This is a genomic window from Flavobacterium silvaticum, assembly GCF_012911565.1.
Classification (GTDB): Bacteria; Bacteroidota; Bacteroidia; order Flavobacteriales; family Flavobacteriaceae; genus Flavobacterium; species Flavobacterium silvaticum.
The window spans coordinates 58,759-74,754 of sequence record NZ_JAAMPU010000099.1; the positions used below are offsets into that span (position 1 = coordinate 58,759).

Below are 15,996 nucleotides of genomic sequence, written 5' to 3' on the forward strand. Positions count from 1 at the left end.
CTACACTATTATATTATGTCAGAAACTCAGGTAAAAACCAGTCACCCTAAAGGATTGTATGTTCTGTTCGGAACGGAATTCTGGGAACGATTCAGCTATTATGGGATGCGGGCTATTTTTATGCTCTACATGACCAAAATGCTTTTATTGGATAAATCGGCGGCGAGTAATATTTATGGAAGCTACACCGGTCTTGTTTACCTGACACCACTTATCGGAGGTTACGTGGCTGACCGATACTGGGGTAACCGCAAATCGATTTTTGTTGGCGGCATCCTGATGGCGATCGGACAATTCCTAATGTTTTTCTCGGCGACCCTCGCGCATAATACAGATAAAGGATTGGCCATCACATTAATGTGGTCCGGACTTGGGCTTTTGATATTCGGAAACGGATTTTTCAAGCCGAACATCTCAACAATGGTCGGCCAATTATACGTCGACGGTGATGATCGTAAAGATGCGGCATACACTATCTTTTACATGGGAATCAACGCCGGGGCCTTTTTCGCTCCTTTGGTGTGCGGTTACCTGGGAGAAAACATAGATTTCCGTTGGGGCTTTCTTGCAGCCGGTATCGGTATGCTGATTTCGATGGTGCTTTTCTATTACACCAAAGACAAATATGTAATTGCTCCCGATGGAAGACAATTAGGGGTCGGCCCTAATAAAAGTTCCGATTCGGTTTCAGAAGCTGGAAATGAAGGTAATTTCAATTCGACCCAAATCGGGATTCTTGTCGGAGGTATCGTTGTGACCTTTTGCGCTTTGTTTTATGGTTTTGATGTCGATTTCTGGGGTTCGCTGATTTATGGGATGACGTTGGTAGGTCCATTCGTTATTATTACTGATAAATCGCTTACCAAAATCGAAAAAGACAGGTTGTGGGTCATCATCCTGATCATGGTGTTCGTGATTTTCTTCTGGATGTGTTTCGAACAGGCAGGTGCTTCGCTTACGTTCTTCGCCGAGGAGCAAACGAACCGCAGTGTTTTTGGATGGACCATGCCTGCCAGCTATTTCCAGAGTTTCAATGCGGCATTCATCATCTTGCTTGCTCCGATAATAAGTGCAGTATGGCTCAAACTTGCTAAGAAAGGAATCAATCCGGCGGCTCCATACAAGCAGTCTTTCGGTTTGGCGTTCCTTGCTCTAGGTTTCCTTTTCATCGCTTTCGGGTCAAAAGAAATTCCGGTTAGCGGCGCAAGCATCATGTTTTTGACTGGCTTGTATTTTCTTCATACGATTGGGGAATTGTGCCTTAGTCCAATCGGATTGTCCATGGTAAACAAACTTACCCCGGCACGTTTTACTTCGCTTATGATGGGAATCTATTTCCTGGCTATTGCAACAGGGAACAAATTGGCCGGGACAATGAGTTCGCTTTATCCCGATGCCAAAGCGACTACGCATCCGAATGTCCTGGGATTTGAAATTACCGATCTTTATTCTTACTTCATACTTTTCGTGATTTTCTCAGGCGTAGCTTCGATCATACTTTTCCTTTTAAGCCGCAGACTTTCTAAAATGATGCATGGCGTCAAATAATCATGTGGCATAAACATCCAAAAGCGCTCCCATATTTGTTCCTTTCAGAAATGTGGGAGCGTTTCGGTTATTACCTCATGATTGGAATTTTCACGTTGTATCTCAAAGATGTGGAAGCCGGTTTTGCCATGACCGAAAAAGAGGCTTCAGATTTATACGGAACCTTTATCGCCCTTGTTTTCCTCACGCCATTCATAGGCGGATTGATTGCCGACAGGTATCTGGGTTACCGCAATTCGATCATCGTCGGCGGGATTTTGATGGGAATCGGATATTTCCTCATGGGCGTGCATTCGCTTCCGGTTTTATATGCAGCTATGACTTTGGTGATTCTCGGAAACGGATTCTTCAAACCCAATATTTCCACGCTTCTTGGAAACTTTTACACTAATGACGAATACCGCGACAAGAAAGACGAGGGTTACAATATTTTCTATATGGGAATCAACGTGGGTGGTTTTATCTGCAACTTTTTTGGGGCGGTTTTGTACAATCTTTTCGGTTGGCAGTATGCATTTATGGCGGCGGGAGTCGGAATGTTCATTGGTGTAGCCACCTTTATCTTCGGGATAAAGCACTACGGGAACCACGACCAGAAAAAAGGTGTTCAGGAAGGCGATATGCCGTTCAGTAAAATTTTGCTGTTTATTTTGTTGCCATCGGTGGTTTTTGGAATCATTGGCTGGCTGGTCAAAGGAACGACTTCCGATACGAATCCTGACAGTTATATTTTTGGTTCAGACAGTACCGATGCCTTTATTTTTGCCTGTGTGCCCGTCGTTTTCTTTTATGCCTCGCTGTATTTCCGCGCACGGACAGAAGACAAACGCCCAATCGGTGCCTTGCTGACCATTTTTGCCGTCGTCATTTTGTTCTGGGCTGTCTTCAAACTCAATGGCTCGGCACTGAATACCTGGGGCGACAGATATACCGACCGCGAAATCACGGGAACGACCGAAGCCGTATTTTCATCGCTTAAATTATCGGATAAACTCGCCTATAAAAAAGATTCGGTAGGTAAATACGACGCACAATTCCGTTTGCAAAAGGTGGAGGGAACAGTAGTGAAGGAAGTCAATTATCCAGTCTATTTCAGAAATGTCAAACCTGATAAATTACCTGCCCAAAACACCGAAGTTTCGCTTTGGTCGCCTAATTTAAGTCAATCGATAAATCCGGGTTGGGTCATTATCCTTACGCCGCTCGTCATTGCTTTTTTCACCTTTTTAAGACGAAAAGGCAAGGAACCGACAACTCCGACCAAAATTGCTTTCGGGTTATTGATATCAGCATTGTCCGTTCTGGTCATGGTTGCCGCCGTAAAAGCAGGAAGCAACGGCACAGAGAAAGTCAGCGTGTGGTGGCTTGTCGCCAATTACGGTGTCATTACCATAGGCGAATTGTTTTTGAGCCCGATGGGATTATCGGTCGTGTCCAAACTCAGTCCGGCAAAAATCACTTCGCTAATGATGGGCGGCTGGTTTCTGGCTACATCAATCGGAAATAAACTAAGTGGCGTCCTGGCCAGCATGTGGGATTCGTATGAAGACAAGACCAATTTCTTCTGGCTCAACTTCTGTCTGCTGCTATCGGCTACAGCCCTGATGTTTTTGCTGCTCAAACGACTCAATAAAGTAATGCTCGAAAAAGGAATCCGATAATGGAACAAGTACCTGTAAGTGATTTAGAACAAATTCAAAACTTCAAAGGCAAATATCCAAGGCAACTCTGGTATTTGTTTTTCAGTGAAATGTGGGAGCGTTTTTCGTTTTACGGGATGCGCGGCATGCTGTATTTTTTCATGGTGCATCAGTTGTTGATGAATAAGGAAGAAGCCAATTTGCAGTATGGTGCGACACAGGCCTGGGTTTATGCATTCACTTTTATAGGTGGTTTTTTTGCCGATAAAATCTTCGGATTCCGCCGCTCGTTATTCTGGGGTGGATTGCTGATGATTGTCGGAAGCATTATTCTCGCTGTCGATCCGAAACAATTCTTTTTTCTAGGAGTCAGCTTCACGATTGTGGGAACCGGGTTTTTCAAGCCGAATATTTCCTCGATGGTCGGAAAACTCTATAAGGACGATGACAATAGAAGAGATGCCGGTTTTTCATTGTTTTATGCCGGGGTGAATCTGGGCGCAATTCTCGGAGGATATTTTTGTATCGCTATTGGTAAGCGTGAAATGTTTTCGACACTGATTCCTGAAGGACTCGAATGGAACGTAGCCTTCAGTTTGGCATCAGTGGTTATGATAATCAGCCTTTTGACTTTTGTACGGACACAAAAAAGCCTTGGTTCTATTGGTTTATCCCCGTTGACAACCGTGACTAAAAGTAAAAGGCAAATGCTGGAATGGTCAACCTATCTGGGTTCGCTTGTTCTGGTTCCGATAATAATGATCATGGTTTCCAATACGGTCTACACCGATTATTTCATGTATATCATTGGGCCGGTTTCGATTATATATTTATTGTACGAAATGCGTGGATTCAGTCCTTCCCAGAATAAGAAATTGTTTGCTGCCTTGATATTCATGTTGTTCTCGATTGTATTTTGGGCATTTTTTGAACAGAGCGGCGGATCGTTAAGTGATTTTGCAGCAGAAAACCTGAATAATTCCGTTTTGGGATTTAAGTTAGATCCTAATGGTGTCAACAATTCCGCGAACTCTGTGTTTGTCGTAGCTTTTGCAGCACTCGTAGGTATTGTATGGCTGTGGTTGGGCAAGAAAAAAGCGGAACCCAATACTGTAGTTAAATTCGGATTGGCATTCCTGTTTCTTGCCGGGGGCTTTTACCTGTTCTATTACACTAAATTTTTCGCAGACCTTCAGGGTGTGACCTCACTCAATATATTTACATTAGGGTGGTTGGTCATTACGTTCGGGGAATTATGTCTTTCACCAATTGGAATGTCTGCCATGACTAAATTATCACCTCAAAAGACACAGGCTGTTATCATGGGAATGTGGTTTCTGGCGAGCGCCTACGGACAATATTTTGCCGGATTGCTTGGAGCCAATATAGCACAAGCATCTGCCAATTCATCCAACTTCGATAAATTGATCGTATATGCCGACGGATACAAACAGCTCGCTATTTACGCGCTTGTAGCCGGAGTTGTATTGATTGTAATTTCGCCCGTAGTCCGTAAGTTGATGCAAGAAGTAAAATAATTACCTTAGCAACGTTTTAATGAAAAGAAAATGAAAAAGATACTGTTGATTTTATTGTTTATCGTTTCCCCAATGCTGATCCAGGCACAGGAACTTAAATGGTACACCAATCTTGATGAAGCTGTAAAGGTTTCTGAAAAATCCAAAAAGCCGCTTTTGTTGTTTTTTACCGGAAGCGATTGGTGTGGCTGGTGCATCCGTCTGCAAAATGAAGTGCTTAAAACCCCGGAATTTACGGCATGGGCCAAAGAGAATGTCGTTCTTGTAGAACTTGATTTCCCTCGCCGCACACCGCAACCGGATGCAATCCGTAACCAGAATGCCCAATTGCAGCAATTCTTTGGCGTACGCGGTTATCCGACGGTTTGGTTCGCGAAGGCCAATTTCGACAAGACGGCAAACAAGATGAATTTCGAGCAATTGGGTAAAACAGGTTATGTTGCCGGCGGTCCGGCTGCATGGCTTCAAGGCGCGAACCAAATCATCAAAAAAACCTGATTTAAAAAGATAGCATAAATGATCCCTTTTCGGCTGTGGCATGGAAAGGGATTTTTTGTTTGCGGCAACTTTGTTTTGCGTTCTTGACGAAGCCTGGATAATTCCCACCATCTACAATCAATTGGTAAGGCCGCAATTTTTCGAGCATCCTGTCGATGTTGATTTTTGGCGAACCGGTAATGAGTAGTATATCTGGTTTTGGATATGTTGGATAATTGCCGAGTGAATCAATGATAAGGATTTTGCTTTTTCCAGAAATAAGACAATTTGGAATAGTTCGAATCGTTGTCGAGAGTCTTTGATGCAACTTCGAGTAATCTGAAAGCAGGTTAGGTGGCACACATGAATCGGCGTAGAAGATAACATTACTTCCTTGCCATTCGGCTAAAATGGATTTTCTGGAACTATGGAAAACGATAAGTTCTTCCTTATTTGAATCTTCAGCCAGATCTGTGATCAAAACAATCTGGAACACTACAAGAGACGATAAGCCGAGCATCAGTTTGAATCTTTTCGGTTTCTCCAGCCACCAAACCATAAAAAGCAGGAAAATGTAGGCCACAATCAGCAAAGAAGCAGGAAAGAATATTTCCGTGAACCGAGCTGAATCAATGGATGCGATCAGTCGGATCGTCTTATTCAGAAACCCGATGCTGTTTTGTGTCAGCCAAATAATTGCCTCCGGAACAGCTGAGAAAATCGCCCAAACAACAGTCAGGCTGCCAATAGCCATGATGATTCCGACAGCAGGAATAATGACCAGATTCGTAATCAGGAAAAGACCCGGAAATTGATGGAAATAGTACAGGCTTAGCGGTAAAGTTCCCAGTTGTGCGGCAATTGAAACCGAGGCCAAATCCCGCATATTCCTTAACATCACATTTTTCGGTTTCCAGATTTTGTTCAATATTGGCTGGAACCACAGGATTGCCAAAAGCGCCAGATAACTCAGTTGAAAGCCGGCATCGTATAAAAAATCAGGTTCCACCCAAAGTATGAGTAACATGGAAATAAAAAGGCCGTGGAATCCGGAATAATCTCTGTTGGAATAAAGGGCCAGAGAAAGAAACGAAAACATAACTACTGATCGAACAACCGAAGCAGACAATCCGGCTACAACTGCAAATAACCACAGGATCATCAATGTTGAAATCAACGCAAGAAATCTGTTGAATTTACTTTGTGGCAGCAAGTTGAATAAGAATCTCAGGAATAACATCAGGAAACCTACATGAAGCCCCGAAACAGAAAGGATATGGACGGCGCCAGCGAACTGGTAATCGGTTAAAATGTCTTTGGAAATATCTTGTTGCTGACCTAGAATCAATGCATTCAGAACTGCAAGTTCCTCTTTTTTAAGGTTGCTTTTTGAAAGCCTGTTGTCAATCGTATTCCGCAATCGATCCGCATAATAGAAAATGTCTTTTTTGTTTGAACCGATTCGTATCAATTCGTCCCGATTGACCGAAGCACTTGCAAAAACCTTTTTATGTGAAAGATAGGTGGCATAATCGAACTGTCCCGGATTCAAGGGCTTTCGTATCGGTTTGATTTCAGATCGGAATGCAATGCGTTCACCCGTCTGCAATTTTCTGGTCTCGGCATCTTTTACATACAGAAGCAACTTTCCGACTGCTTTTACAGTATCGATCCCTTCAATTTGCAGGTAATATCTTTCTGCCATTATTCCGGGACGCAATCTGTCTGAAACAACGCCATGAACAACTGCCATATTATCGGAAATAATATTTTTATAATGCGTAATCTGCCGCGCCGGATCATGGATGGCAGCAGTACTGAACCCGGAAATAAAAGCAACGAGCAGGCAGCAAAAACTGAAATGTATGTTTTTGTCCCGTTTATAGAAATATGAAAGACCAAGAATAGAAACCCCGAGCAATAATGCACCGAAAACAATAGTCATGGCGATATCTTTTCCATTATAACAAAGAATGCCGAATATGACGGCCAAACAAAGTTTAGGCAGCGGATAGTTGAAAATAGTCATGATTATCTGTCGGTTTCCTGTAAGCTCTCATTTGAAAAGGAAGGCAAAAGGAATCAGGATCGAGTGACTGATATTTCCGTTTCCAAATGCCTCCTTTGTACAGAGCAACGGGCTAGATTGCAATTCTAAAAGTAGCGGATTGCAAAATCAGTCAGGTACAGAAAAAATGTATCAATTGTTAAAATTTGAATTAAAATAAAAAAAGGAAGCCTTTTGAGCTTCCTTCTAATATTGAGTCGATTTTCTTTACAGCATTCGGTTTGCCTGGACAAAATTCTTTTTGTAATACGGTTCTTTGGTAGAAGATATGATTACGCCTTCGTGAGTGGACGAATGGACAAATTTAATTTCATCGCCCAAAACCTCTATCACCATTCCAACATGGTTGATGATGCGTTTTCCGTTGGTGTGGAAAAAAATCAGGTCGCCTTTTTTGATTTCCTCTTTGGCAACTTTGACACCTACTTTTGCCATTTCATTTGAAGAGCGTGGCAGTTTTACATCGAATATATTGAATACAGCTGTTACCATTCCGGAGCAATCCATACCCCTTTGTGTAGATCCGCCACCAAGATATCTGGTTCCGATAAAAGACATGGCATTGTTGATCATTTGAAGCGCCATGTAGCTATCGTTGTCATCATCGGCGATCAAATCGGCATCGTCTGTTTGTTTTATAAGTGCCTTTTTGCTTTTTGTAACCGTTTTGGCAACAGGCTTTGCGGCAACTTTAGCAACTGCCACGGGTTGTGTAACAGTAGTCTGCTTTTGGGCAGTAGTGGTTTTTTTGACGGATTTATCTTCGGTAAGATTGGAAACTGCAGATTGAACTTCGGTAGAAACTTCAGGTTTGCGGTAAATGCCTTTTTTAATAGCTTCTTTTTTTGATGTAACCACCTGGGAATTAGCTTCAAAAGCTAAAAGGCAAAACATCGGGAGTATGAGGGCAAACAGTTTTTTTGCGAACATATTTTATTTTTTATTTTTCAGCCGAAACTCTTTGGCTTTAGATTTATAAATAAAATTCTGCGGTAGAATTTATTCTCGTGGCTAACAGTAACGTGAATCAAAAGGTGATTATTATACCATTGCGGCCAAATATAACACAATTCTCATAATTTTCTATCAGCCAGTTATCAACATTTTGACTGAAAATGTTCTTAACTGTTGATATACTGAATAATAAGTTTTGCTGTTTCAGCACTGGCTCCGGCGCCTCCGAGCTTTATTTCCAGTGCATCATAATCTGATAAAATCCGTTGGCGGTTTGCCGGATCGAAAAGTTTTGCGAGTTCCGACGATAATTTCTTCGGATTTAAATCGGCCTGTATCAATTCCGTCACGACTTCGCGATCCATGATGAGATTTACAAGGGAAATGAATTTCAACGTAATGATGCGTTTTGCAATCTGATAGGAAATCCATCCACCTTTATAACAAACAACTTCAGGTACTTTATAGAGTGCAGTTTCGAGCGTCGCCGTGCCTGATGTAACCAATGCCGCATCTGCAATCGATAACAAATCATAAGTTCGGTTGAGTACGAAAGCCACATTGCTTTTTTTGGTGAATTGCTCGTAGAATGAAGCTTCCTGACCCGGTGCGCCCGCGATTACAAATTGGTATTGAGGAAAATGAGTCGCCGCATCGAGCATGATTTCAAGCATTTTTGAAATTTCCTGTTTGCGGCTTCCGGGCAATAAGGCTACGATTGGTCTGTTGTCGAGTTTAAATTCAGATAAAACCGTTTCCCGATTTGGTTTCGTTCGTTGCTGGATTGCATCGATTAGTGGATGTCCGACAAAATCGACCGGGAATTTATGTTTGTCTTCATAAAACCCTTTCTCGAACGGAAGGATCACGAACATTCGGTCCACATCGCGTTTGATGGCCTTGATCCGATTTTCTTTCCACGCCCAGATTTGCGGTGATATATAATAAAAGGTGCGATAATGTCTTTCTTTGGCCCATTTCGCGATGCGCATGTTAAAGCCGGGATAATCGATAAGGATGATGGCATCCGGCTGGAACGATTCGATATCTACTTTACAGAAAGCAATATTTTTCATTATAGTGCTCAGGTTCGACACCACTTCTGCAAAACCCATAAATGCCAAATCGCGGTAATGTTTGACCAGTTCGCCACCGGCATCGCGCATCAAATCGCCTCCCCAACAACGGATTTCGGCAGAAGTATCATCTCGTTTAAGCGCTTTGATCAGGTTCGATCCGTGTAAATCCCCCGATGCTTCACCGGCAATTATGTAGTATTTCATCTGTCGCTGTTAAAGATTCCAGGAATTGAGGAATTGCATGGCATGGTAAGCCGTCAGGTCAAACTGTACGGGAACAATGGAAACGTATCCGTTTTTAAGCGCCCATTCGTCTGTGTCTTCTCCGTTGTCAAGGTTTTTGAATTCGCCCGTGAGCCAGTAATAATCACGGCCCATCGGGGTTTTTCGTTTGTCGAACGTTTCGAGCCAGATCGCTTTCGCCTGCCTGCAGATTTTTACACCCTTGATGTCTTCACGTTTTAATTTTGGAAAATTTACGTTTAGGATGGTTCCTTCGGGCAGTCCGGTTTCGAGAACTTTCGATGCGATTTCTTTTACGAATGGGGTTATCGCGTCAAAATCGGCGTTCCAGTCAAAATCCTGAAGTGAAAATCCGATTGATGGAATCCCTTCGATCCCGGCTTCAACCGCGGCACTCATCGTTCCTGAATAAATCACGTTGATGGAAGAATTCGATCCGTGGTTGATGCCTGAAACACACAAATCCGGTTTGCCCTTTATGATTTCACTCACGGCAAATTTGACGCAATCAACCGGCGTTCCGGAGCAGGCATATTCTTCGAAAGCAGCATCTGGCTTGGATATTTTTTCCAGATGCAGCGTATTGTTGATGGTGATGGCATGGCCGGTTCCAGATTGCGGCCCGTCCGGAGCGACCACAATAATGTCTCCGAGTTGCTGCATGACGCTTATAAGTGCCCGAATTCCCGGAGCTGTGATTCCGTCGTCGTTGGTAATCAGGATAAGCGGTCGTTTTTTCATCAATGGAGAATCTGTTTAAGATTGTCAGATGTGACTGTAACACAATTACAATGAAACAGACAAATGCATCTGAACCGTACAAAAATAGCTATTTTAGCGGGGCAGAACAACCCTTTAGGTTTAACAAAAAATTATGCGCAACCCCAGGCCGACGCTGTAATTTTTGAGTAAATTGGCCGTTATGAATGCAATGATGCAGTTTATGAAAAGGAATTATAAGATTGTGCTGATAGTGGCCGTCCTGGCTGCCGCACTTTGGAGCTTTATGCCCAGCAAACCAACGAGCGACCCTGAAAAAGACAAAGCGTTACTCGAACTTCTAACCTTCGTTATTGAACGCGGACATTACGATCCGGCTGCCATTGACGATACGTTTTCCAAAGGAATTTATAAAGATTACATAACCGCCCTCGATCCGTCGAGACGTTTTTTCCTGCAATCGGATATCGATGAATTCGCTAAATACGAGACACAGATCGACGACCAGATCAAGAATAAAGACCTGACTTTTTTCGATCTTACCTATAACAGGTTAATGGAACGCATCAAGCAAAGCAAAGCCTATTATAAAACGGTTCTTGAAAGCCCGATCAATTATAAGGTCGAGGAAGACATCAATACCGATTATGAAAAATTGCCGTATGCAAAATCTGTAGATGATTTAAAAGAAAGATGGAGAAAGCAGGTAAAATTGTCTACACTTTCATCTTTAGCTGATAAACTCGATTTGCAGGAAGGCAAAGCAGAACGCAAACCAGAAGCATCATTAGATGCAAACGACGAAAAACCGGATTTGGCTGCCGATCAAAAAGCGCTTGAAAAAGCCCAATCCGATAAAAAGGATGAAACTGTCAAAATCGAGAAAAAGTCATACGAAGAACTCGAGGCCGATACCCGTAAAAGCACTGAGAAATCACTCAACGAATATTTCGGATTTATTGACGATTTGAACCGTGAAGACTGGTTCGCCGTTTACATCAATGCCATCGCTTCGCGTTTCGATCCGCATACTTCGTATTTCCCGCCAGATGAAAAAGAACGTTTCGACGTGAGCATGAGCGGAAAACTCGAAGGCATCGGCGCCCGTCTCCAAAAGAAAAATGACTTTACCGAAATCACCGAATTGATTTCCGGCGGCCCGGCCTGGAGAGGGAAAGAATTAGAGCCTGGCGATGTCATCTTAAAAGTAGCACAGGGAAATAAAGAGCCTGTCGATGTCGTGGGGATGCGATTGGATGATGTGGTCAAGAAAATCAAAGGCCCGAAAGGAACAGAAGTCCGTCTGTCCGTCAAAAAAACCGATGGAACCATGAAGGTAATCTCAATCATCCGCGATGAAGTGGAAATCGAGGAAACCTATGCCAAATCAACTATTATCAACCGTAACGGCATGAAATACGGATTGATTTACCTGCCGAAATTCTATATCGACTTTGACAATGCCAACAGCCGCGATGCCGGAAAAGACATTGCCCAGGAAGTAGAACGGCTTAAAAAAGAAAATGTTCAGGGAATTATCCTGGACGTACGTGACAACGGCGGTGGTTCTTTGAAAACCGTGGTTGATATTGCCGGATTGTTTATTGACGAAGGCCCGATTGTCCAGATCAAATCTGCCGGTAAGAAGAAAGAAGTATTGTTTGACAAAGATCCGAAGGTGGAATACGATGGCCCGCTTGTCATTATGGTGAATAGTTTCTCTGCATCGGCATCTGAAATCCTTGCTGCGGCAATCCAGGATTATCACCGAGGTGTCATCATCGGAAGCAAACAGACGTATGGTAAAGGAACGGTCCAGAACGTAATCGACCTGAACCAATTTGTCCGCAACAGTGATTTTGGCGATATGGGTGCACTCAAAACGACAACCCAGAAGTTCTACAGAATCGATGGCGGATCGACCCAACTCAATGGTGTCAGCAGTGATATCGCCATGCCGGACAGATATTCCTACGTGAAGATGGGCGAACGCGATATTGACAATGCCATGCCTTGGGATAAGATCGATGCAGCCGATTACAAGCTTTGGGACAAAAGCCCGAATTTCAACCAAGCCATCGCGAACAGTCGCAAACGTATCGAAGGAAACCAACAGTTCAAGCTTATCGATGAAAATGCAAAATGGCTCAACGACAGAAGCGAAGAGTCAGTTTATAGCCTGAATATCGATAAATTCAGGACAGAGCAGGATCAGTTGGAACAAAAATCGAAAAAGTATAAAGTGCTTTCGGATTATAAGAATGACCTGACTTTTGCGTCGCTTCCCTATGAAGTAAAAGCGATTGCGGCAGACAACCTATTAAAAGAGAAACGCCAGAGGTGGCATGAAAGTCTTGGAAAAGATATTTATGTTGAAGAAGCGGTCAATGTACTTGACGATCTTCAGGGAAAGCCGATAAAGCCGGCATCGGTAGCGGGTAAAAAAGACAAACTCGTTAAATCGTAATTTTTGAAATCATATAAGAGAAGCCCTGAAATTTTCGGGGCTTTTTTATTTTATGGGGCATGATAATTTCGAAATGCCTACTTTGAAACAGTGTTACGAAATCGTTTTCTGCTAAAAATTTATTATAATTTCAAAAATCGAAAGTTCACGCTAACCTAAAAAAATTATATTTGCGCCGTGAACTCAAAAGGACATAATCAAATCGCCATCACTTCACCGCGACGAAGACCGGGAACTTTCTTGCTATAAGAACAGTTCTGGTTTTGATTATAACTTTTTGATTTTACTATCTTGAAAATTTCCGTTTTTACATTCCGTTTTTTCGATTCAGGCATTGTCACAGCACAATTGCCCCGACGATTCCATTTTAGACCGTAAGGTCTGTCTGTTTTTTGGCCGATCCGTTCCGCCTCAACCCAATCTAACTATTTACCGTTTCATTTTAACCAACACAAAAACAATGGGTATTTCCATACTTATTGCCCAGGAAGAACATTCCCGATTTGCCGAAGAAATCTGCAACACCATGGAAGCGTCTGCATTGCAACGCGGAACCGGCATTGCCAAGCGTTCTCCGGACTACATTCGGAAGAAGATGGAAAACGGCGATGCGATAATAGCCGTCGACGGAAATAAATTTGCCGGTTTCTGCTATATCGAAAGCTGGCAGCACGGAAAATTTGTCGCCAACAGCGGGCTTATCGTTCATCCGGATTACCGGAATCTGGGTCTTGCAAAAAAGATCAAGGAACGTGTATTCGAATATTCACAGGAGAAATTCCCGGGAGCGAAGATTTTTGGGATTACGACAGGTCTTGCCGTGATGAAAATCAATTCCGAACTCGGATACAAACCTGTGCCATTTTCTGAACTGACCGATGACCCAAGTTTCTGGAAAGGTTGCAGCGGCTGTTCCAATTACGATATTTTACAAAGAAAAGATTACAAAATGTGCCTTTGTACCGGAATGCTTTACGATCCGTTAACAGACAAGAATCGCGAGAAGTATACCTTTAATCAAAAGGTTTTGGCGCGACTAAAGAACATCAAATTGGTTTCATTCCTTAAAAAAGAAAGCCCTAAAGCTAAAAAACAAAAATCATGACGACCTTAAAAAAAGTGGTTCTTGCCTATAGCGGCGGCCTCGATACATCTTTCTGCCTCAAATACCTGCAGCAGCAAGGCTATGAAGTACATACGATTCTTGTAAACACCGGTGGCTTTTCCACTGAAGAACTTGCCCAGACAGAAAAGCGTGCCTATGAACTCGGAAGTGCTTCCCATATAAACCGTGACATCATTGATGATTACTACCAAAAGGCGATCAAATATCTTGTCTTCGGGAATGTCCTTAAAAATAATACGTATCCGTTGTCTGTCAGTGCCGAACGTGTTTTCCAGGCCATAGAAGCCGTGCGTTTTGCCAAAAGCATCAATGCCGATGCCATTGCACACGGAAGTACAGGAGCCGGAAACGACCAGATTCGCTTCGATCTTATTTTCCGTACCATCGCACCTCAAATCGAAATCATCACGCCAATCCGCGATTTGAAGTTAAGTCGTCAGCAGGAAGTGGAATGGCTGGAGCAAAACGGTGTTTCGTACTCATGGCAAAAGGCGCAATACTCGATCAACAAAGGAATTTGGGGAACGAGTGTGGGCGGAAAAGAGACATTGACATCAAACCAGCCGTTACCGGAAGATGCATTTCCATCTCCATTACTAAACACCGAACCTAGAAAAGTCACGCTTCATTTTGAAAACGGGGAATTGGTCGGGTTGAACGGAAAGTCAGATAAACCCTCGGCGAATATCATCGCTTTGGAAGAAATTGCGTCGGCTTATGCAATCGGTCGCGATATCCATGTTGGCGATACGATTATCGGGATAAAAGGACGCGTCGGATTTGAAGCTGCAGCTCCATTGATCCTGATCAAAGCCCATCATCTTCTCGAAAAACACGTGCTTACCAAATGGCAGCAATACTGGAAAGAGCAACTTGGTAATTGGTACGGCATGTTGTTCCATGAAGGCCAATACCTCGATCCGGTCATGCGTAACATCGAAACGTTTTTGTCCGATACGCAAAAGAATGTCAACGGAACTGTTACTGTAACGTTGAAACCGTATCATTTTTCACTCGACGGAATCGAATCGCCACACGATCTAATGAACACCGGTTTCGGCCAATACGGCGAAATGAACAATGCCTGGACAGCCGAAGATGCCAAAGGTTTCATCAAAATAACCGGAAACGCCCAGGCTATTTACGCCCAGGTCAATAAGGAAAGCTATGATTAAAGTTGGAATAATTGGCGCATCGGGTTACACCGGAGGTGAATTGCTGCGGTTGCTGGCGAATCATCCTGAGGCTGAAATTACATTTGCCTACAGCACGACTTTCGCCGGAAAAGCTATCGGAAGTATCCATCAGGATTTGATTGGTGCCAATTTGGGAAGTTTTACAGATGTGGTTCAGGCAGATGCCGATGTCATTTTCCTCTGCCTCGGTCACGGAAAATCGAAAGAATTTTTGAATTCTCACGCTTTTTCAGATGCCACAAAAATCATCAATCTCGGTAATGATTTCCGTTTGTCAAAAGATGCCGATGGATTCATCTACGGACTTCCGGAACTCAATCGGAACAAAATAAAAGCATCGGGCAAAATTGCAAATCCGGGTTGTTTTGCCACGGCGATACAGTTGGCTTTGCTTCCGTTGGCTGATAAAAATCTGCTGAATCTGGATGTCCACATCAATGCAACTACAGGAAGCACGGGCGCCGGCGTGAGCCTTTCGGAAACGTCGCATCATCCGTGGCGAATGGGAAATATGTCGCATTACAAAGCATTTTCGCATCAGCATCTCGACGAAATCAATCAGAGCCTCAAATCGCTTCAGCCGGATTTTGAAGCGGAACTGCTATTCATTCCAAACCGCGGCGATTTCACCAGAGGCATTTTCGCGACGCTGTACACCAAATGCGACATTGACTTTTCTGAAGTAGAAAAACTGTATAAAGATTTTTATGAAACTGAACCTTTCGTGTATGTAACGACAGAAGCTATCTCGCTAAAATCTGCAATCCAAACGAACAATTGCATCATAAGCATCGAGCAAAAAGGAAACTATCTTTTGATTACATCGGTCATCGATAACCTTATAAAAGGCGCATCGGGACAAGCGATGCAGAATATGAACCTGATGTTCGGCCTTGATGAAACCATCGGCCTCAAATTAAAAGCAACCGGATTTTAAATT

Annotated in this window: 12 protein-coding genes; 8 read left to right on the plus strand and 4 right to left on the minus strand. The window is 43.1% G+C overall.

What is annotated here, in order from left to right; all coding sequences use genetic code 11:
• The first annotated feature begins 15 nt into the window (after positions 1-15).
• The 4 genes from G6047_RS03965 to G6047_RS03980 are packed head-to-tail and all read left to right on the plus strand — an operon-like array spanning position 16 to position 5,224.
• On the plus strand, positions 16-1,548 hold the full coding sequence (locus G6047_RS03965; protein WP_169526184.1) for a peptide MFS transporter: 1,533 nt from the start codon (positions 16-18) through the stop codon (positions 1,546-1,548).
• 2 nt (positions 1,549-1,550) lie between these two features.
• Positions 1,551-3,209, plus strand: coding sequence for a peptide MFS transporter (locus tag G6047_RS03970; protein WP_169526185.1), 1,659 nt, complete (start codon positions 1,551-1,553; stop codon positions 3,207-3,209).
• Positions 3,209-4,726 carry a peptide MFS transporter gene (locus G6047_RS03975; RefSeq protein ID WP_169526186.1) on the plus strand — a complete coding sequence of 506 codons (1,518 nt, stop codon included), beginning with the start codon at positions 3,209-3,211 and terminating at the stop codon, positions 4,724-4,726. The genes G6047_RS03970 and G6047_RS03975 overlap by 1 nt, the downstream gene beginning before the upstream one ends.
• A 30-nt stretch (positions 4,727-4,756) precedes the next feature.
• Positions 4,757-5,224 (plus strand): thioredoxin family protein, encoded by a 468-nt coding sequence (locus tag G6047_RS03980; protein ID WP_169526187.1) that lies wholly within the window; start codon positions 4,757-4,759, stop codon positions 5,222-5,224.
• A 1-nt stretch (position 5,225) separates the two neighbouring features.
• Here G6047_RS03980 and G6047_RS03985 read toward each other — a convergent pair whose 3' ends face one another.
• The 4 genes from G6047_RS03985 to surE form a co-directional block, all read right to left on the minus strand.
• Positions 5,226-7,232 carry a ComEC/Rec2 family competence protein gene (locus G6047_RS03985; protein ID WP_169526188.1) on the minus strand — a complete coding sequence of 669 codons (2,007 nt, stop codon included), beginning with the start codon at positions 7,230-7,232 and terminating at the stop codon, positions 5,226-5,228.
• A gap of 246 nt (positions 7,233-7,478) precedes the next feature.
• Complete coding sequence (locus G6047_RS03990; protein ID WP_169526189.1) at positions 7,479-8,201, minus strand: C40 family peptidase; 723 nt, start codon at positions 8,199-8,201, stop codon at positions 7,479-7,481.
• 191 nt (positions 8,202-8,392) lie between these two features.
• Positions 8,393-9,508, minus strand: coding sequence for a lipid-A-disaccharide synthase (gene lpxB, locus G6047_RS03995; protein WP_169526190.1), 1,116 nt, complete (start codon positions 9,506-9,508; stop codon positions 8,393-8,395).
• Between the two features lie 9 nt (positions 9,509-9,517).
• Positions 9,518-10,288 (minus strand): 5'/3'-nucleotidase SurE, encoded by a 771-nt coding sequence (gene surE, locus G6047_RS04000; protein ID WP_394352494.1) that lies wholly within the window; start codon positions 10,286-10,288, stop codon positions 9,518-9,520.
• A 181-nt stretch (positions 10,289-10,469) separates the two neighbouring features.
• On the opposite strand from surE, the gene G6047_RS04005 reads away from it, so the two are divergent.
• From G6047_RS04005 to argC, 4 genes are all read left to right on the plus strand, one after another.
• Complete coding sequence (locus G6047_RS04005; RefSeq protein WP_169526192.1) at positions 10,470-12,734, plus strand: carboxy terminal-processing peptidase; 2,265 nt, start codon at positions 10,470-10,472, stop codon at positions 12,732-12,734.
• Between the two features lie 460 nt (positions 12,735-13,194).
• On the plus strand, positions 13,195-13,839 hold the full coding sequence (locus G6047_RS04010; RefSeq protein WP_169526193.1) for a GNAT family N-acetyltransferase: 645 nt from the start codon (positions 13,195-13,197) through the stop codon (positions 13,837-13,839).
• Positions 13,836-15,035 carry an argininosuccinate synthase gene (locus G6047_RS04015; protein ID WP_169526194.1) on the plus strand — a complete coding sequence of 400 codons (1,200 nt, stop codon included), beginning with the start codon at positions 13,836-13,838 and terminating at the stop codon, positions 15,033-15,035. The genes G6047_RS04010 and G6047_RS04015 overlap by 4 nt, the downstream gene beginning before the upstream one ends.
• Positions 15,028-15,993, plus strand: a complete 966-nt coding sequence (gene argC / locus G6047_RS04020; RefSeq protein WP_169526195.1) for an N-acetyl-gamma-glutamyl-phosphate reductase — start codon at positions 15,028-15,030, stop codon at positions 15,991-15,993. The genes G6047_RS04015 and argC overlap by 8 nt, the downstream gene beginning before the upstream one ends.
• Positions 15,994-15,996 lie beyond the last annotated feature (3 nt).

Bases quoted from the DNA above. Each gene is read 5' to 3' on its own strand.
- G6047_RS03965 (WP_169526184.1), top strand. From the start codon at position 16: ATGTCAGAAACTCAGGTAAAAACCAGTCACCCTAAAGGATTGTATGTT.
- G6047_RS03970 (WP_169526185.1), top strand. From the start codon at position 1,551: ATGTGGCATAAACATCCAAAAGCGCTCCCATATTTGTTCCTTTCAGAA.
- G6047_RS03975 (WP_169526186.1), top strand. From the start codon at position 3,209: ATGGAACAAGTACCTGTAAGTGATTTAGAACAAATTCAAAACTTCAAA.
- G6047_RS03980 (WP_169526187.1), top strand. From the start codon at position 4,757: ATGAAAAAGATACTGTTGATTTTATTGTTTATCGTTTCCCCAATGCTG.
- G6047_RS03985 (WP_169526188.1), bottom strand. From the start codon at position 7,232: ATGACTATTTTCAACTATCCGCTGCCTAAACTTTGTTTGGCCGTCATA.
- G6047_RS03990 (WP_169526189.1), bottom strand. From the start codon at position 8,201: ATGTTCGCAAAAAAACTGTTTGCCCTCATACTCCCGATGTTTTGCCTT.
- lpxB (WP_169526190.1), bottom strand. From the start codon at position 9,508: ATGAAATACTACATAATTGCCGGTGAAGCATCGGGGGATTTACACGGA.
- surE (WP_394352494.1), bottom strand. From the start codon at position 10,288: ATGAAAAAACGACCGCTTATCCTGATTACCAACGACGACGGAATCACA.
- G6047_RS04005 (WP_169526192.1), top strand. From the start codon at position 10,470: ATGAATGCAATGATGCAGTTTATGAAAAGGAATTATAAGATTGTGCTG.
- G6047_RS04010 (WP_169526193.1), top strand. From the start codon at position 13,195: ATGGGTATTTCCATACTTATTGCCCAGGAAGAACATTCCCGATTTGCC.
- G6047_RS04015 (WP_169526194.1), top strand. From the start codon at position 13,836: ATGACGACCTTAAAAAAAGTGGTTCTTGCCTATAGCGGCGGCCTCGAT.
- argC (WP_169526195.1), top strand. From the start codon at position 15,028: ATGATTAAAGTTGGAATAATTGGCGCATCGGGTTACACCGGAGGTGAA.